Annotated in this window: 14 protein-coding genes; 10 read left to right on the top strand and 4 right to left on the bottom strand. The window is 64.9% G+C overall.

From position 1 onward, the window contains the following. Positions 1-177: 177 nt before the first annotated feature. Positions 178-2,094: an ATP-binding cassette domain-containing protein gene (locus LRS53_RS00320; RefSeq protein ID WP_231354498.1), complete on the top strand. Its 1,917-nt coding sequence runs from the start codon at positions 178-180 to the stop codon at positions 2,092-2,094. An 18-nt stretch (positions 2,095-2,112) separates the two neighbouring features. Here LRS53_RS00320 and LRS53_RS00325 read toward each other — a convergent pair whose 3' ends face one another. After that, the gene (locus LRS53_RS00325) at positions 2,113-2,553 is read right to left on the bottom strand and encodes a universal stress protein (protein WP_017639786.1); all 441 of its coding nucleotides are present in this window, start codon (positions 2,551-2,553) and stop codon (positions 2,113-2,115) included. Between the two features lie 413 nt (positions 2,554-2,966). On the opposite strand from LRS53_RS00325, the gene fadB reads away from it, so the two are divergent. The 6 genes from fadB to LRS53_RS00355 all read left to right on the top strand — a co-directional run bounded on the left by fadB (position 2,967) and on the right by LRS53_RS00355 (position 10,332). Continuing rightward, a complete protein-coding gene (fadB, locus tag LRS53_RS00330; RefSeq protein ID WP_231354501.1) occupies positions 2,967-5,114 on the top strand; it encodes a fatty acid oxidation complex subunit alpha FadB in 2,148 nt (715 codons plus the stop codon). Positions 5,115-5,129: 15 nt separating this feature from the next. After that, a complete protein-coding gene (gene fadA, locus LRS53_RS00335; protein ID WP_017639784.1) occupies positions 5,130-6,308 on the top strand; it encodes an acetyl-CoA C-acyltransferase FadA in 1,179 nt (392 codons plus the stop codon). Between the two features lie 72 nt (positions 6,309-6,380). Next, positions 6,381-6,632: a DUF1653 domain-containing protein gene (locus LRS53_RS00340; protein WP_026083700.1), complete on the top strand. Its 252-nt coding sequence runs from the start codon at positions 6,381-6,383 to the stop codon at positions 6,630-6,632. A gap of 149 nt (positions 6,633-6,781) precedes the next feature. After that, positions 6,782-9,388 (top strand): type I DNA topoisomerase, encoded by a 2,607-nt coding sequence (gene topA, locus LRS53_RS00345; protein WP_231354502.1) that lies wholly within the window; start codon positions 6,782-6,784, stop codon positions 9,386-9,388. A gap of 58 nt (positions 9,389-9,446) precedes the next feature. Continuing rightward, the gene (locus LRS53_RS00350; protein ID WP_231354503.1) at positions 9,447-9,965 is read left to right on the top strand and encodes a DUF6586 family protein; all 519 of its coding nucleotides are present in this window, start codon (positions 9,447-9,449) and stop codon (positions 9,963-9,965) included. A gap of 130 nt (positions 9,966-10,095) precedes the next feature. Then, positions 10,096-10,332, top strand: coding sequence for a hypothetical protein (locus LRS53_RS00355; protein ID WP_007162387.1), 237 nt, complete (start codon positions 10,096-10,098; stop codon positions 10,330-10,332). Between the two features lie 63 nt (positions 10,333-10,395). Here the strand turns inward: LRS53_RS00355 and sulA are convergent, their stop codons facing one another. Then, a complete protein-coding gene (gene sulA / locus LRS53_RS00360; RefSeq protein ID WP_017639780.1) occupies positions 10,396-10,896 on the bottom strand; it encodes an SOS-induced cell division inhibitor SulA in 501 nt (166 codons plus the stop codon). Positions 10,897-11,080: 184 nt separating this feature from the next. Continuing rightward, the gene (gene lexA / locus LRS53_RS00365) at positions 11,081-11,692 is read right to left on the bottom strand and encodes a transcriptional repressor LexA (RefSeq protein ID WP_026083698.1); all 612 of its coding nucleotides are present in this window, start codon (positions 11,690-11,692) and stop codon (positions 11,081-11,083) included. 236 nt (positions 11,693-11,928) lie between these two features. On the opposite strand from lexA, the gene LRS53_RS00370 reads away from it, so the two are divergent. The 3 genes from LRS53_RS00370 (at position 11,929) to LRS53_RS00380 (ending at position 14,464) form a co-directional block, all read left to right on the top strand. Then, positions 11,929-12,639 carry a TetR/AcrR family transcriptional regulator gene (locus tag LRS53_RS00370; RefSeq protein WP_160923262.1) on the top strand — a complete coding sequence of 237 codons (711 nt, stop codon included), beginning with the start codon at positions 11,929-11,931 and terminating at the stop codon, positions 12,637-12,639. Positions 12,640-12,719: 80 nt separating this feature from the next. Continuing rightward, a complete protein-coding gene (nagZ, locus tag LRS53_RS00375; protein WP_231354505.1) occupies positions 12,720-13,712 on the top strand; it encodes a beta-N-acetylhexosaminidase in 993 nt (330 codons plus the stop codon). Positions 13,713-13,723: 11 nt separating this feature from the next. Next, complete coding sequence (locus LRS53_RS00380) at positions 13,724-14,464, top strand: S-methyl-5'-thioinosine phosphorylase (protein WP_231354506.1); 741 nt, start codon at positions 13,724-13,726, stop codon at positions 14,462-14,464. Positions 14,465-14,509: 45 nt separating this feature from the next. Here LRS53_RS00380 and mfd read toward each other — a convergent pair whose 3' ends face one another. Beyond that, positions 14,510-17,959, bottom strand: a complete 3,450-nt coding sequence (mfd, locus tag LRS53_RS00385) for a transcription-repair coupling factor (RefSeq protein WP_231354507.1) — start codon at positions 17,957-17,959, stop codon at positions 14,510-14,512. Between the last annotated feature and the right edge of the window lie 137 nt (positions 17,960-18,096).

An 18,096-nucleotide genomic window follows, 5' to 3' on the forward strand; every position in this document is an offset into this window, starting at 1 on the left:
GCTCAGGGCCAGCGGCCGACCGTCACGGGGCAGTCTAGCTTACGTGCCGGCGCCAGGCGGCGAAAGCGTTGGCCATGGCCTGCCGTCGGGCGGTCCGGGCGTTTCGCCGGGTCGTGTCGACCGGCGCCGGGGTAGGCGTCTCTGCTAGACTGGCTGGCCTTTTTCGCGGAGAAACCCATGGCGCTGCTCAAGTTCACCAACGTATCCCTGGCCTTTGGCGTCACCCCCTTGCTGGACGGGGTGTCCTGGCAGATCGAACGGGGCGAGCGGGTATGCATCATCGGCCGCAACGGCACCGGCAAATCCAGCCTCTTGCGCATCGTCAAGGGCGAGCAGCAGGCCGACGACGGCGAGGTCTGGCGCGCGCCGGCGCTGAAGATCGGCGAACTGCCGCAGGAATTGCCGCGCGCCGACGATCGCTCGGTGTTCGACGTGGTGGCCGCCGGCCTGGCGGGCGTTGGCGAGCTGCTCGCCGAATACCACCACCTGACCCAGGACACCAGCGGTGAACTGGACATGGACCGCCTCATGCACGTCCAGCAGGAGCTGGAGGCCCGCGATGGCTGGCGCCTGCAGCAACTGGTGGAGAGCACCCTGAGCCGGCTGCAGCTGCCGGCGGAGAAGACCCTCGCCGAACTCTCCGGCGGCTGGCGGCGGCGCGTGCTGCTGGCTCAGGCCCTGGTGGCCGAGCCCGATCTGCTGCTGCTCGACGAACCCACCAACCACCTGGACATCGGGGCCATCGCCTGGCTGGAAGACGCCCTGCGCGGCTATCCCGGCGCCGTGCTGTTCATCACCCACGACCGGGCCTTCCTGCAGGCGCTGGCCACCCGCATCCTCGAACTGGACCGCGGCAACCTGATCGACTGGCAGGGCGACTACGCCAGCTTCCTGGTGCACAAGGAGCAGCAGCTGGCGGCGGAAGAGACCGCCAATGCCCTGTTCGACAAGCGCCTGGCCCAGGAAGAGGTCTGGATCCGCCAGGGTATCAAGGCCCGGCGGACCCGCAACGAAGGCCGGGTCCGTGCCCTCAAGGCCATGCGCAACGAACGCAGCGAGCGCCGCGAGCGTCAGGGCAAGGCCAATCTCCTGCTGGAAACGGCCGACAAGTCCGGCAAGCAGGTCATCCTCGCCGAGCACATGAGCTATGCCCATCCTGGCGGCGAGCCATTGATCCGCGACCTGACCCTGATGATCCAGCGCGGCGATCGTATCGGTCTGCTCGGCCCCAACGGCTCGGGCAAGACCACCCTGCTCAAGCTGCTGCTGGGTGACCTGCAGCCCACCGCCGGCAAGATCCAGTACGGCACCAAGCTGGAGATCGCCTACTTCGACCAGTTGCGCCTGCAACTGGAGCCGGAAAAGACGGTGATCGACAACCTCGCCGAGGGTCGCGAGTTCATCACCATCAATGGCCAGGATCGCCACGTACTGAGCTACCTGGGGGACTTCCTGTTCAGTCCGCAGCGTGCCCGTACGCCGGTCAAGGCGCTGTCCGGTGGTGAGCGGGCCCGGCTGTTGCTGGCCAAGCTGTTCAGCAAGCCTGCCAACCTGCTGGTGCTGGACGAACCGACCAATGATCTCGACGTCGAGACCCTGGAACTGCTCGAAGAGGTGTTGCTGAGTTTCGAGGGCACCGTGCTGATGGTCAGCCACGACCGGGCCTTCCTCGATAACGTGGTGACCAGCACCCTGGTGTTCGAAGGGGCAGGACGGGTACAGGAATACGTCGGCGGCTATCACGACTGGCTACGCCAGGGCGGCTCGCCACGTCTGCTGGGCGTGCAGACCCGTGAAGACGGCAAGTCAGCACAACCGGCTAGCAAGAGTGAACCTGCGCCGGTCGCCACTCCCGTGGCTGCTGCAGCCGCGCCGGCCAAGCGCAAGCTCAGTTACAAGGAGCAGCGCGAGCTGGACGCTTTGCCAGGTGCCATCGAGACCGCGGAGATCGAGCTGGAGGCCTTGCAGACCGCCATCGCGGATCCGGGTTTCTATCAGCTACCTGCCGAGGTCAGCCGCGGCAAGCTTGCCCGCATGGAGGCGTTGCAAGCGGAACTGGATCGCCTCATCGAGCGCTGGGCCGAGTTGGAGTGATCCAACCCGGCCGCGGGATCAGGTCTTGTCCTTGTTCAGGGCCACCGCGAGGGTATCGCAAGGCGCGCCGTGCAGCAGGTCGTTGGACGTCGAGCCCAGCAGCAAGGCCAGACCGTGACGACCATGGCTGCCGACCACGATCAGGTCGCAGCCCTGCTCCTTGGCCATGCGGTGGATCTCCTGGCGCGGTTGCCCGTAGGCCAGCACGCAGTTGCCGGCCAACTCTGCATACTGGGTGGTAAAACCATCCAGTCGTTCGCGGGCCTGCTCGATCTGCTGCTGCTGCAGCGACGACAGATCCATGGGCACGTCACCGCCAAAGGCCATGGCCATGGGCTCGACCACGTGCACTAGGGACACCTTGCTGCCACAGCACTGACCCAGGGCCACGGCGCGGCGGATCACCGGCTGGCAATCGTCGGTCAGGTCGACGGCAACCAATATGTGTTGGTAGGCCATACACATCTCTCCTTCATGATGGGGCGCCAGGCCGTACCGTGGCTGGCGCTCGATTCGCAGGCTTCAGGTTCTGCCTGGAAAGAACCGGCTGTCGCTCGGCAGCTGTTCAGGCAGAGGCTCGCCCACTTGTAGTTTCGACTCCAGGAGTCGGGGATAGCTCCACGGCTATCTTGCACAGAAGCGCGCCAAGCTCAAGCGCCCACCACGCGAACCTCCGGTTGCGCTTTCCCCGCGTGTCCCAATTGACAAGCGCCCGCTTTTGCCAGAAGGTTGTGCGAGCCGTTCAAACGGTTGTATGAATTTTCGCCCCGGCCCGGCCGGTGCCCTCCACAGAACAATATCGGGGCTGGCGATTTTCGGCTTCCACCCAAGCCGCCGCCCGCCTCGCGACCAGGACTCAAGGGAGACCGCTGATGATTTTCGAAGGCAAAGCCCTTTCGGTGCGCGACGTGGAGGACGGCATCGCCGAACTTCGCTTCGACCTCCAAGGCGAATCGGTCAACAAGTTCAGCGCCATCACCCTGCGCGAATTCCGCCAGGCCGTGGATGCCCTGAAAGCCCACGCCGGCCTGCGCGGCGTCATCGTCACCAGCGGCAAGGACGTTTTCATCGTCGGCGCCGACATCACCGAATTCGTCGAGATGTTCGGCCGGCCGACCGAAGAGCTGCAGGCCGGCATCGCCGAGATCAACCGCATTTTCAACGACTTCGAAGACTTGCCGGTGCCCACCGTGGCCGCCGTGGGCGGCATCGCCCTGGGTGGTGGTTGCGAGATGACCCTGGCCGCCGACTACCGGGTGCTGAGCACCGCCGCGCGCATCGGCCTGCCGGAAGTCAAGCTGGGCATCTATCCGGGCTGGGGTGGCACCGTTCGCCTGCCGCGCCTGATCGGCAGCGACAACGCCATCGAGTGGATCGCCTCCGGCAAGGAAAACGACGCCGCCACCGCCCTCAAGGTCGGCGTGGCCGACGCCGTGGTCGCCCCCGAGCACCTGTTCGACGCCGCCCTGGATCTGGTCCGCCGCGCTGCGGCCGGCGAGCTGGACTACAAGGCCAGGCGCAAACCCAAGCTGGAAAAGCTGCAGCTCAATGCCATCGAAGCCATGATGGCCTTCGAGTCGGCCAAGGGTTTCGTCGCCAGTCAGGCCGGTCCGCACTATCCGGCGCCGCTGGAAGCCATCAAGGCCATCCAGAAGTCCGCCAACTACGGTCGTGACAAGGCCCTGGAAGTCGAAGGCGCCGGTTTCGCCAAGATGGCCCAGACCTCGGTCTCCGCCAGCCTGGTCGGCCTGTTCCTCAATGACCAGGCGCTCAAGCGCAAGGCCAAGGTGCTGGAAAAGCAGGCTGCGCCGGTCAAGCTGACCAGCGTGCTGGGCGCTGGCATCATGGGCGGCGGCATCGCCTACCAGTCCGCGCTCAAGGGCACCCCGATCCTGATGAAGGACATTCGTGACGAAGCCCTGGAGCTGGGCCTGAACGAAGCCAGCAAGCTGCTCAACAAGCGTGTCGAGAAGGGCCGCCTGGAGCCGGTGAAGATGGCCGAGGCGCTCAATCGCATCCGCCCGACCCTGTCCTATGGCGACTTCAAGAGCGTCGACCTGGTGGTCGAGGCGGTGGTCGAGAACCCCAAGGTCAAGCAGGCCGTGCTGGCCGAAGTGGAAGGCCAGGTACGCGAGGACGCCATCCTCACCTCCAACACCTCCACCATCTCCATCAGCCTCCTGGCCCAGGCGCTCAAGCGTCCGGAAAATTTCTGCGGCATGCACTTCTTCAACCCGGTGCACATGATGCCCCTGGTCGAGGTGATCCGTGGCGAGAAGACCAGCGAAAGAGCCATCGCCACCACCGTGGCCTACGCTCGCCAGATGGGCAAGAACCCCATCGTGGTCAATGACTGCCCCGGCTTCCTGGTCAACCGCATTCTCTTCCCGTACTTCGGCGGCTTCGCCGCGCTGCTGGCCCAGGGGGCCGATTTCCAGCGCGTCGACAAGCTGATGGAGAAGTTCGGCTGGCCCATGGGCCCAGCCTACCTGATGGACGTGGTCGGCATGGACACCGCCCACCACGCCCGCGACGTCATGGCCGAGGGCTTCCCCGAGCGCATGAAGGAAAGCCGCAAGACCGCGCTGGACGCCCTCTACGAAGCGCAGCGCCTCGGCCAGAAGAACGGCAAGGGCTTCTATGTCTACGAGACCGACAAGAAGGGCAAGCCGAAGAAGGTCGCCGATCCGACCGTGGCCGAGGTGCTGGCACCGGTCACCTACGAACAGCGTGAATTCACCGACGAGGAGATCGTCGAGCGGATGATGGTGCCGCTGTGTCTGGAAGCCGTGCGCTGCCTGGAAGACGGCATCGTCGACAGCGCCGCCGAGGCCGACATGGGCCTGATCTACGGCATCGGCTTCCCGCCCTTCCGTGGTGGTGCGCTGCGCTACATCGACAGCCTCGGCGTGGCCGAATTCGTCGCCATGGCCGACAAGTACGCCGACCTCGGGCCGCTGTACCACCCGACCCCCAAACTCCGCGAAATGGCCGCCGCTGGCCAACGCTTCTTCGGTTGAGCCTGGAGTAAAGAAATGAGTCTGAATCCGAGAGACGTCGTCATCGTCGACTTCGCCCGCACGCCCATGGGCCGTTCCAAGGGCGGCATGCACCGTAACACCCGCGCCGAGACCCTGTCCGCGCGGCTGATCGACGCGGTCCTCGACCGCAACCCCCAGGTCAACCCGGCCGAGGTGGAAGACGTGATCTGGGGCTGCGTCAACCAGACCCTGGAACAGGGCTGGAACATCGCCCGCATGGCCTCGCTGCTGACCCGCATCCCCCATACCAGCGGCGCCCAGACGGTGAGCCGCCTGTGCGGTTCCTCCATGAGCGCCCTGCACACCGCCGCCCAGGCGATCCAGACCGGCAACGGCGACGTCTTCGTCGTCGGCGGGGTGGAGCACATGGGCCACGTCGGCATGATGCACGGCGTCGATCCGAATCCCCAGCTGTCGCTGCACGCCGCCAAGGCCTCCGGCATGATGGGCCTGACCGCCGAGATGCTGGGCAAGATGCATGGCATCACCCGCGAAGCCCAGGACCAGTTCGGCTACCGCTCTCATCAACTGGCCTGGAAGGCCACCCAGGAAGGCAAATTCAAGGACGAGATCATTCCCCTGGAAGGTCACGACGAGAACGGCTTCCTCAAGGTCTTCAGCCAGGACGAGACCATCCGTCCGGAAACCACCCTCGAAGGACTGGCGGCCCTGAAGCCGGCCTTCAACCCGAAGGGCGGGACCGTGACCGCCGGCACCTCTTCGCAGATCACTGATGGCGCCTCCTGCATGCTGGTCATGTCCGCCCAGCGCGCCCAGGACCTGGGCCTGCAACCGCTTGCCAAGATCCGCTCCATGGCCGTGGCCGGCGTGGATCCGGCGATCATGGGCTACGGTCCGGTGCCGGCCTCGCAGAAGGCGCTCAAGCGCGCCGGCCTGACCATCGCCGACATCGATTTCATCGAACTCAACGAAGCCTTCGCCGCCCAGGCCCTGCCGGTGCTCAAGGACCTCAAGGTGCTCGACAAGATGGAGGAAAAGGTCAACCTGCACGGCGGTGCCATCGCCCTGGGTCACCCCTTCGGTTGCTCTGGCGCCAGAATTTCAGGCACGCTGTTAAATGTCATGAAACAGAATGACGGCACCTTCGGCCTGGCCACCATGTGCGTGGGGCTCGGCCAGGGCATCACCACGGTGTTCGAACGCCTGCGCTGATCCGCCGCAGCGTGCGTCATCCGACCGGGGCGCCCCCAGGGCTGCCCCGGTTTTCTTTTTTCGAGGTGGAACATGGCATTGCAGACGGGACTCTACCGGCACTACAAGGGTCAGCAGTATCGGGTGCTGGGTCTGGCCCGGCATTCGGAGACCGAGGAAGAGCTGGTCATCTATCAGGCGTTGTATGGCGAATATGGTCTCTGGGCCCGCCCCTTGAGCATGTTTCGCGAGAGCGTCCAGGTCGATGGCGAGCAGGTGCCGCGCTTCGCGCTGATCAGCGTCGAAGCCGATCCCTTGGGTCTGGATGCCACGCCGCAGCCTTGACCTTGCCGACATCGCCACTATATATAGCGGTGCCGCGTTGGCCGACCGCCCCCGGCGCACCAGACTGAAGTCGTTCTGGTCCTCCATCCGCCGTATTGGCGCTCGCCTTTCGCTCGCTCATCGCTTTCAAGCAGGAATCTGACTCTCCCATGGGTAAATCGCTGGTCATCGTGGAATCCCCGGCCAAGGCCAAGACCATCAACAAGTATCTGGGTAACCAGTACGTGGTGAAGTCGAGCATCGGCCACATCCGCGACCTTCCCACCAGCGGCGCCGGCACCGCCAAGGAGCCCGCCGCCAAGACGCGCAAGACCGCCGCCGAGGCGCCCGCGCTGTCACCCAAGGAAAAGGCCCGGCGTCAGCTGTTCGCCCGCATGGGTGTCGATCCCGAGCACGGCTGGAAGGCGCACTACGAGATCCTGCCCGGCAAGGAAAAGGTGATCGAGGAACTGCGCCGCTTGGCCAAGGACGCCGATACCGTCTATCTCGCGACCGACTTGGACCGCGAAGGGGAGGCCATCGCCTGGCACCTGCGGGAAGCCATCGGCGGCGACGACTCGCGCTACAAGCGCGTGGTCTTCAACGAGATCACCAAGAAGGCCATCCAGGAGGCCTTCTCCCAGCCCGGCGAACTGGACATCAATCGCGTCAACGCCCAGCAGGCGCGGCGTTTTCTTGACCGCGTGGTCGGCTACATGGTCTCGCCGCTGCTGTGGTCGAAGATCGCCCGTGGCCTGTCCGCCGGTCGAGTTCAGTCGGTAGCGGTCAAGCTGGTGGTGGAGCGCGAGCGCGAGATCCGCGCTTTCGTCCCCGAGGAATACTGGGAGATCCATGCGGACCTGGCCACGCCGAAGAAGGCCCAGGTGCGTTTCGAAGTGGTGCGCGAGAAGGGCGAAGCCTTCAAGCCGCTGAACGAAGCCCAGGCCAAGGCCGCCCTGACCAAGCTGGAAAAGGCCGCCTATCGCATCGCCAAGCGCGAAGACAAGCCGACCAGCAGCAGGCCCTCCGCACCCTTCATCACCTCCACCCTGCAGCAGGCGGCGAGCAATCGCCTGGGCTTCGGGGTGAAGAAGACCATGATGATGGCCCAGCGTCTCTATGAGGCCGGCTACATCACCTACATGCGTACCGACTCGACCAACCTGTCGGGCGATGCCATCGCCATGGCTCGTAGCTACATCGAGAGTGAATTCGGCAAGCAGTACCTGCCGGAAAAGGCCAACGTCTACGGCAGCCGCGAAGGCGCCCAGGAAGCGCACGAGGCCATCCGCCCGTCCGACGTCAACGTCAAGCCCAACAGCCTGTCGGGCATGGAGCGCGACGCCGAGCGCCTGTACGAACTGATCTGGCGCCAGTTCCTGGCCTGTCAGATGCCGCCGGCCGAATACCTGTCCACCACGGTGACCGCCGCGGCGGGCGACTTCGAGCTGCGTGCCCGCGGTCGCATCCTCAAGTTCGATGGCTACACCCGCGTCCTGCCGCAGCAGAGCAAGCCGGGTGACGACGACGTCCTGCCGGAGATGAAGCAGGGCGAGGACCTCGGCCTGATCAAGCTCGACCCGAGCCAGCACTTCACCAAGCCGCCGGCCCGCTTCTCCGAAGCCAGCCTGGTCAAGGAACTGGAGAAGCGCGGCATCGGCCGGCCGTCCACCTACGCCGCCATCATCTCCACCATCCAGGATCGTGGCTACGTGACGGTGCACAATCGCCGTTTCTATGCCGAGAAGATGGGCGACATCGTCACCGATCGCCTCAACGAAAGCTTTGCCAACCTGATGGACTTCAGCTTCACCGCCAACATGGAAGGCAATCTGGACAACGTCGCCCAGGGCGAGCGGGACTGGAAGAATCTGCTCGACGAATTCTATGGCGACTTCAAGCAGAAGCTGGAGAACGCCGAAGCAGGCGAGAAGGGCATGAGGGCCAATCAGCCCACCCTGACCGACATTCCCTGCCAGCTCTGCGGCCGGCCAATGATGATCCGGACCGCCTCCACCGGGGTCTTCCTCGGCTGCTCGGGCTATGCCCTGCCGCCCAAGGAACGCTGCAAGGCCACCATCAACCTGGTGCCGGGTGACGAGATCGCCGAAGACGACGAGGGCGAGTCCGAATCGCTGGTCCTGCGCGGCAAGCATCGCTGCCCCATCTGCAGCACGGCGATGGATGCCTATCTGATCGACGAGCACCGCAAGCTGCATGTCTGCGGCAACAACCCGGACTGCCCGGGCTACGAAATCGAAGAGGGCAGCTATCGCATCAAGGGCTACGAAGGCCCCTCGCTGGAATGCGACAAGTGCGGCAGCGAGATGCAGCTCAAGACCGGCCGCTTCGGCAAGTTCTTCGGCTGTACCAATCCGGCCTGCAAGAACACCCGCAAGTTGCTCAAGAACGGCGAGCCGGCTCCGCCGAAGATGGATGCCGTGCCCATGCCTGAGCTGCGCTGCGAAAAGGTCGACGACACCTATGTGTTGCGTGATGGCGCTTCGGGTCTGTTCCTGGCTGCCAGTGGCTTCCCGAAGAATCGCGAGACCCGTGCGCCGTTGGTCAGTGAACTGCTGCCCCATCGCGACGAGATCGATCCCAAGTACCATTATCTGCTGAGTGCCCCGGTGAAGGATGCCGAAGGCCGCCCGGCGGTGATCCGCTTCAGCCGCAAGACCAAGGAGCAGTACGTGCAGACCGAGGTCGAGGGCAAGCCCACCGGCTGGAAGGCCTTCTACGACGGCAAGAAGTGGCAGGTCGAAGAGAAGCGCTAGGGCCTCTGGCTCCGGCGCGAGACAGGCGGTCGGCGTGAGCCGGCCCGAGGAGAAGGGCATGGCCAACGAGCGTTACACCCGCACCAACCAGAAGCTCTATTTCGCCGGTCTGGCGCTGGACAGCTGGCGCTCGGCTCAGGCGGCACCCTCCGCACAAAGCCAGGGCCGCATCATGGCCGAGCGCGAGGCCTGCCTGTTTCACCTGCATGGCGCCCTGCTGGGGCTCTGTCAGGAGGTGGCAGGCTTCTACCGTCATCCCACTATGGAAGCCACGTCGCTCGCCGTCCTGCTCTCACCCGACGCCTTGAACGAGGCGCCCAGTCCGGAAATGGGTGAACTGCTGGAGCTGGCTGGCAATTCGGAGACTTGGCTGGCGCGTTTGATCGCCGAATACCAGCGGCTGCTGCAACCGCCCCAGGCGCCACGGCGGCCCAAGCAGGACCCGACCTTGGCCCTCATCGAAGCGGTCAGCCTGGAACCGGCCGAACCGGAACTGGGTCTTGAAGAAGTGGAAGCCTGGCGCGAAAGTCTCAAGCAGACGGCGCTCAGATTCCGCGGTGCCATGACCGAGTGGTAGGAGCCGTCCAGCTAGCATGCCGCAGAGGCCGTCAGGACGATGGCCTTGCAGACCGTCGAAAAAGGCTCAGGCAAGTCAGCCTCCCAGACCCCACGCTGTTACACTATCCGCTTAGCTGTGGAGATACTGAATGACTACTGCCTACCTGGAAATCGTTGAACTCTCCGATGGTCGCATTGTGTTGCGCCGTGCGGACGACGAGGAAGCCCTCGTGACCCTTGAGTTTTCCAGCGATGCCAAGGATTTCCTGCATGGACAGCAGATAGAGGTGGCCAAGGCCATGTTCAACCTGGGCGTGCAGATGGCGGGTCGCTTGGCCGAAGGCGACAGCCTTCAGCGTGACGATCAACCCCGCGTCCTGCACTGACTCTCCGCCTGATCCGGCATTCCGTGCGGGAATGCCGCTGCTACATCCCTTCTTGTCCGCTGCCTAGGCGAATCTGACGTTCAGACTCTGGCTGTTGCCCTGGGCCGCGGCGCGTGCCAGTTGCTGCTTGCCCGCATCGCTGAGGTCGTGCAGCCAGCTGATCACCGTATGACTCTGCCCCTTGCGCAGCACTTCGCAGGCCAGTTGCAGCGTCTTGGCCGCGCTCGGCGTCTGCAGCAGGAGCACCCGTTCCGGATTCAGATGGGTACTGCGCAACCAGGCGTTGCTGAGCAGCGACGGCGGCGTGACCAGGGTCAGCCAGCGAGCATCGTCTTTGTCGCTCAGCTGGCGCAGGATGGGCGCCAGCAACTGCAGGCACTGTTCCTGGCTACCGTGCAGCGACATCTCGCTGAAGGTGTCCGGCAGCGGGGCGGCCGGCAGCTCCCGGGCTGGCTTGCCGGCCTTGGGCAGAAAGGCGGTCAGCTCCTGCAGCAGGAGCTCAGGTGCCAGATCCAGCTCTTGAACCAACGAACGCGGGGCATCGAACATCAGGGGAAATTGCATGGCGACCTCCTGGAGGCGACTCGATCAAATCCACTTGACGTCATGTACCATGGATACATGACGTCACTGTGCTCAGCCTGGTCTTGAGAGCTTTTTCGGAGCGCGAACCGATACCCCCGATCAAGACTTCGGCGTAAGGCAAATAGCGGTGACAAGAGGCTGGCCCGCAGGCCAGCCCTAGACGTTAGCGGCGGATGACGCCAACGCTTAACCCTTCGATGGCGAATTCCTGGGTGGAAAGATCGACTTCGATAGGGGCGAACTCGGGATTTTCCGCCAGCAGGGTGACCTGGTTGCCCGAGCGCTTGAATCTCTTCACGGTGACTTCGTCGCCCACCCGGGCCACGACGATCTGGCCATTGTGCACCTCACGGGTCACATGGACGGCCAAGAGGTCGCCATCGAGGATGCCGACGTCTCTCATGCTCATGCCCTTGACCTTGAGCAGGTAGTCGGCACGGGGCTGGAAGAAGGCCGGGTTGATGGCGCAGTTTTCCTCGACGTTCTGCTCGGCCAGAATGGGGGCGCCCGCGGCGACCCGACCGATGACCGGCAGGCTCTCGTCGGCCTTGCGCGTGGTATCCAGACCCGGGATGCGGATGCCACGAGAGGCGCCCGGCGTCATCTCGATGGCGCCCTTGCGGGCCAGGGCCTTGAGGTGCTCCTCGGCCGCATTCGGCGATTTGAAACCAAGCTCCTGCGCGATCTCCGCGCGGGTAGGCGGAAAGCCATTGGCTTCGAGGCAACGCTTGATGAAGGCCAGGATCTCGGCTTGTCGCGGTGTCAGTTTCAGCATGATGCACGTCGCGTCGTCTAATGATGCTGTGATTATATACAGTAACTCCAGGTGGTAGGCAAGGGCACCTGGCCCGGCTTCGGACGACAGGCCGGATTCGTGGCGAATAGCCCGCAAACAGCGGAAAGACGAGTGCTCCAGCGCTTTCGGGTCAGGCTCACCGCCCGAACTGTGATTGACTTGGATAGCGTTTGAAACATATGTTTCAAACGGAAATTCATCTATAGAGGAAGGTCATGGCGCAGTCGGATACCGTGGAGCGCATTCTGGATGCGGCCGAGCAACTGTTCGCCGAGCGCGGCTTTGCCGAAACCTCGCTGCGACTCATCACCACCCGCGCCGGGGTCAATCTGGCGGCCGTCAACTATCACTTCGGCTCCAAGAAGGCCCTGATCCAGGCGGTGTTCTCGCGCTTTCTCGATCCCTTCTGCTTCAACCTGGAGCGGGATCTGGATCAGTGGCAGCCGAAGAGCGGGGAAGAGGTGAGCCTGGAAGCGCTGCTGAATCTGCTGGTGGACCACTCGCTGGCCATCAAGCCACGGCATGGCAATGACCTCTCGGTGTTCATGCGTCTGCTGGGTCTGGCGTTCAGTCAGAGCCAGGGCCACCTGCGCAAATACCTGGAACAGACCTATGGGCGTGCCTTCCGCCGCTTCCTGCTGCTGGTGAACCGCGCCGTGCCCGAGATTCCGCCCCTGGAGCTGTTCTGGCGCGCCCACTTCATGCTGGGCGCGGCGGTGTTCAGCATGTCCGGCATCAAGGCACTGCGGGCGATCGGCGAGAACGATTTCGGCGTCGATACCCACACCGACCAGGTGCTGCGGCTGATGGTCCCCTTCCTCGCCACCGGCATGCGGGCGCCGACGGCGATGCACGCACCGGAGCTGGCCCAGGCCCAGTATCGGCCGCGGCGGCCAGTCGCGGTGGAGACGGCCGAGACCTACTAGGCTGCGGCATCGAGGGTGGCTGGGGTAAGCTTGCGTCCCTTTCACGGCGCCATGCGCCGGAGCATTCGGACGAGGTACCCATGCAAGGCTCCCTGATGGTCGATATCGCTGGCACCTGGCTCACCGCCGAGGATCGTCAGCTGCTGCGCCAGCCAGAGGTGGGCGGACTGATCCTGTTCGCCCGCAACATCGAAACCCCGGGGCAGGTCCGCGAACTGTGCCGCGCGATCCGCGCAGTGCGCCCGGAGCTGTTGCTGGCCGTGGACCAGGAAGGCGGTCGCGTGCAGCGCCTGCGCCGCGACGTGGTACGGCTGCCGGCCATGGGGCAGCTGGGCGGTCGCGCGGACAGCCTGGAATTGGCCCGACTCTGTGGCTGGATCATGGCGACCGAGATCCTGGCGGTGGGGCTGGACTTCAGCTTCGCCCCGGTACTGGACGTCGACCATGGGCGCAGCCAGGTCATAGGCCTGCGCTCCTTCGGCGATGCCGAGCAGGTGATCAGGCTGGGCGATGCCTTCATCGCCGGCATGGGTGACGCCGGCATGGCCGCCACGGGCAAGCATTTTCCCGGGCATGGCTGGGCCGAAGCCGATTCCCACTATGCCATTCCCACCGACGAGCGCGATCTGGACACCCTGCTGCGCACCGACCTGCGACCGTTCCGGGCCCTGCTGCCGAGGTTGGGCGGCGTCATGCCCGCCCATGTCATCTATCCTGCCGTGGATCCCCAGCCGGCCGGCTTTTCCCGACGCTGGCTGCAGGACATCCTGCGCGGCGAACTGAATTACCAGGGGGTGATCTTCAGCGACGACCTGTCCATGGCCGGTGCCCATGTGGCCGGCGATGCCGGTCAGCGCGTCGAAGCGGCCCTCAGCGCTGGTTGCGACATGGGCCTGGTCTGTAACGATCGCGCGGCGGCCGAGTTGGCCCTGACCCGGGTACAGCAGCTGGGCGTTTCGCCCGCGCCACGGTTGGCCAGCATGAGGGCTCGTCGCCACGTCGATCTCGATTATCGGCAGCAGCCGCAGTGGAGTCTTGCCCTGCAGCGGCTGCGCCAGGCTGAACTCATCTAGAGGACGTATCCATGACCACCTACGCTATCATCGGAGGCACCGGCCTCACCGCGCTCGCCGGCCTGGAGCTGGACCAGGCCCAGACCTTCGAAACGCCCTGGGGAGTGCCTTCGGCACCCGTGCAGCGCGGTCGCTATGCTGGCCGCGAGGTGCTGTTCCTGGCGCGCCATGGCCATCCCCATCGCCTTCCGCCGCATCAGGTCAACTACCGCGCCAACCTCTGGGCGCTCAAGGAGGCCGGTGCCGAGGCCATCGTCGCGGTGAATGCCGTGGGCGGTATCCATGCGGCCATGGGCAGCGGCCATCTGTGCGTGCCCCATCAACTGGTGGACTACACCTGGGGGCGCGGCCATACCTTCTTCGAAGGCGCGGACCTGGAGCAGGTCACCCACATCGACTTCAGCTTTCCCTACGACGAGCCCTTGCGTCAGCGGCTGCTGAGCGCACTGCGCAAGCTGCAACTGGCGCACAGCGACCACGGCGTCTACGCCGCGACCCAGGGGCCGCGGTTGGAGACTGCAGGGGAGATCGTCCGCCTGGAGCGCGACGGCTGCGACATCGTCGGCATGACCGGGATGCCGGAAGCGGCCCTGGCCCGGGAACTGGGTCTGCCCTATGCCTGCCTGGCGCTGGTGGTGAATCCGGCCGCCGGCAAGGTGCAGCGGGAAATCACCATGGCTGAGATCGAAGCCGTCCTCGCCAGCGGCATCGACGAGGTCCGGCAGGTGCTGGCCGAGGTGCTGACGGGCTGATAGCACCCGAGCCGCTCCCAGGATGACCCGGGAGCGGCTCTTCGCTCAACTGGCGGCGGGCGTCAGGCGATCGAAGAGGGCTTCCAGGACGTTGAAGCGTTCTTCCGCCCGCTCCATCGGCACCTGGAACTTGAACAGGGTCGCGCCTTCCAGTCGATACTTCTTCGGCTGCGCCTGGATCATCTTCACCAGCACCAGCGGATCCACCTGGGTATCGGCGGCGAATTCCAGCCGTCCGCCCTGGGGTCCCGCATCCACCTTGACGATGCCCAGGCCCTCCGCACGCAGCTTGAGCAGCGTCAGGCGTACCAGGTTCTTGGTTGGTTCCGGCAGGAGCCCGAAGCGGTCGATCATCTCCACCTGCAGCTCCTTTAGTGCGTCTTCGTCCGGCGCCGAGGCGATGCGCTTGTAGAGGATCAACCGCGCATGGACGTCGGGCAGGTAGTCCTCCGGAATCAGCGCGGGGACGCGCATGTTGATGTCCGGACCGCCGCCCAGGGGTTTTTCGAGGTTGGGTTGCTCGCCCTTGCGGATGGCCTTGACCGCGCGCTCCAGCATTTCCATGTAGAGGGTGAAGCCCACCGCCTGGATCTGGCCGCTCTGGCCTTCGCCGAGCAATTCGCCGGCACCACGGATCTCCAGGTCGTGGGTCGCCAGGATGAAACCGGCCCCCAGGTCCTGGGCACCGGCGATGGCTTCCAGGCGCTTTTCGGCGTCCGGGGTCATGCCCTTGCGCGGTGGGGTGAGCAGGTAGGCATAGGCCTGGTGATGACTACGACCAACCCGGCCGCGTAGCTGGTGCAGCTGGGCCAGGCCGAACTTGTCGGCGCGCTCGATGATGATGGTGTTGGCGTTGGGGACGTCGATACCGGTCTCGATGATGGTCGAGGCCACCAGCACGTTGAATCTCTTGTGGTAGAAATCGCTCATCACCTGTTCAAGATCGCGTTCGCGCATCTGCCCGTGGCCGATGCCGACCCGGGCCTCGGGCACCAATTCGGCCAGTTCGCGGGCCCGCTTCTCGATGGTCTTGACCTCGTTGTGCAGGAAGTACACCTGGCCGCCGCGCAGGAGTTCGCGCAGCAGGGCTTCCTTGATCACCGCGTTCTGCTCCTCCATGACGAAGGTGCGCACCGAGAGGCGCCGTGCGGGCGGGGTGGCGATGATGGACAGGTCGCGCATGCCGGCCACGGCCATGTTCAGGGTGCGTGGAATCGGCGTGGCGGTGAGGGTGAGGATGTCCACCTCGCTGCGCAGCGATTTGAGCTGTTCCTTCTGGCGTACCCCGAAGCGGTGTTCCTCATCGATGATGGCCAGGCCGAGGTCCTTGAACTTCACATCGCCCTGCAGCAGCTTATGGGTGCCAATGATGATGTCGATCTTGCCGTCGGCCAGTTCGCGCGCCGCGGCGGCGACCTCCTGGGCCGATTTGAAGCGGCTCATCACCTCGACCCGCACCGGCCAGTCGGCGAAGCGGTCGCGGAAGCTGTTGTAGTGCTGCTGGGCGAGGAGGGTGGTGGGGACCAGCACCGCCACCTGGCGTCCACCGTGCACGGCGATGAAGGCCGCGCGCATGGCCACCTCGGTCTTGCCGAAGCCCACGTCGCCGCAGACCAGGCGATCCATGGGCGTGCCCGCCAGCATGTCCTTGTGCACCGCCTCGATGGCGGCCTGCTGGTCCGGCGTCTCCTCGAAGGGGAAGCCGGCGGAGAAGGTGGCGTAGTCCGCCGCTGGGTCCTTGAAGGCATAGCCCTTGCGTGCGGCACGGCGGGCATAGATGTCGAGCAGCTCGGCGGCCACATCGCGCACCTGCTCGGCGGCCTTGCGCTTGGCCTTCTGCCAGGTTTCGGAGCCCAGCTTGTGCAGCGGCGCCAGGGCATCGTCGGTGCCCGAGTAGCGGGCGATCAGGTGCAGGTTGGCCACCGGCACATAGAGCTTGGCGTCGTCGGCGTATTCGAGCAGCAGGAATTCCTGGGGCTGATCGTCCAGCTCCAGGGTGATCAAACCCATGTAGCGGCCTACGCCATGATCGATGTGCACCACCGGCGCGCCTTCGCGCAGTTCGGTGAGGTTCTTGATGACGTTCTCGCCGGCGTCACGACCCTTCTCGCGGCGGCGGCGCTGCATGATGCGCTGGCCGAACAGCGGATTCTCCGGAATCAGGGCGACGCCGGCGTCATCCAGCACCAGGCCCTCGTCCAGCGGCGCCAGGGCGATGGCGATTCGCTCGGCACTGGCCTGGAAGGCTGCCCAGCCTTCGACCTGGCCAGGGCGCAGATTCAACCGGGCCAGCAATTCCAGCAGCACCTCGCGGCGGCCGGCGCTTTCCGCGGTGAACAGCACGCGACCGGGGAAATCGGTGATGAAGTGCTCCAGTGCCGCCAAGGGCTGGCTGGCCTTGGCGTCGATGGCCAGATCCGGCAACGCCCGCGCGGTAAAACGTTCGCGGCCCACACCGGATTCCAGATCGTCCGCACCGATGACCACCCGCGGCCAGTTCTTCAGCCGGGCGAAACAGTCTTCCACCGGCAGGAAGACATCGGCCGGCGGCAGCAAGGGTCGCTCCGGATCGACTCGGCGGTCTTCGTAGCGATTGCGGACGTCGGTCCAGAATTGCTCGGCGGCCTGTTCGATGCCCGGCAGGGAAAACACCTGGGTGTTGGCCGGCAGATAGTCGAAGAGCGTCGAGGTCTCGTCGAAGAACAGCGGCAGGTAGTACTCGATGCCCGCCGGGGTGATGCCGCTGGCGAGATCCTGATAGATGGGGCAACGACGGTAGTCGACGTCGAAGCGCTCACGGAATCGCGCGCGAAAGCCGGTCACGGCTTCCTTATGCAGTGGGAATTCCCGCGCCGGCAACAGGCGGACTCTGTCGACCTTGTCGATGGAACGCTGCGTCTCCGGATCGAAGGTGCGCAGCGTCTCGATCTCGTCGTCGAACAGGTCGATCCGGTAGGGCAGGTTGCTGCCCATGGGAAAGAGATCGATCAGGGCGCCGCGCACGGCGAACTCGCCATGTTCGTACACCGTATCCACATATCTATAGCCGGCTGCTTCCAGGCGCGCGCGGGTGGCTTCCACGTCCAGCCGCTGGCCGACGTCCAGCACCAGGCTGCTGCCGAGCAGGAAGCGCGTGGGTGCCAGGCGGTGTAGGGCGGTCGCCAGAGGGACTACCAAAATACCGTGGGAAAGCTCCGGCAGCCGATAAAGGGTGGCGACGCGCTGGGAGATGATGTCCTGGTGTGGCGAGAAGACATCGTAGGGCAGCGTCTCCCAATCGGGGAAATTCAGCACCGGCAATTCGGGGGCGAAGAAGCGCAGTTCCTGCTCCAGGCGATCAGCGGTCTGGCTGTCCTGGGTGATCAGCAGGGTGAAGCGGCGGGTCGCGGCCTTGGCGGCTTCAGCGATGGCGAGGGCTAGCGCGGCGCCGGGCAGATTGCCCCACTGCTGGCGGCCGGCGGTTTCAGGAATTGACGGGGTACGCAAAACTGACACGCGGGCGGAACTCCGGTGGATTTTGGGAGGGTTGGGATTGTAACGACCGGGCTTTCGCGCTGTCAGTGCAGCGACGCGCGTCGATTGCCTGGGACAGGCAGCGCGGTCATAATGTAGTTCCTTTTTTCAGCTCCTAC

It is taken from the genome of Pseudomonas sp. PLB05, from assembly GCF_021106615.1.
Lineage (GTDB): Bacteria > Pseudomonadota > Gammaproteobacteria > Pseudomonadales > Pseudomonadaceae > Chryseomonas > Chryseomonas benzopyrenica.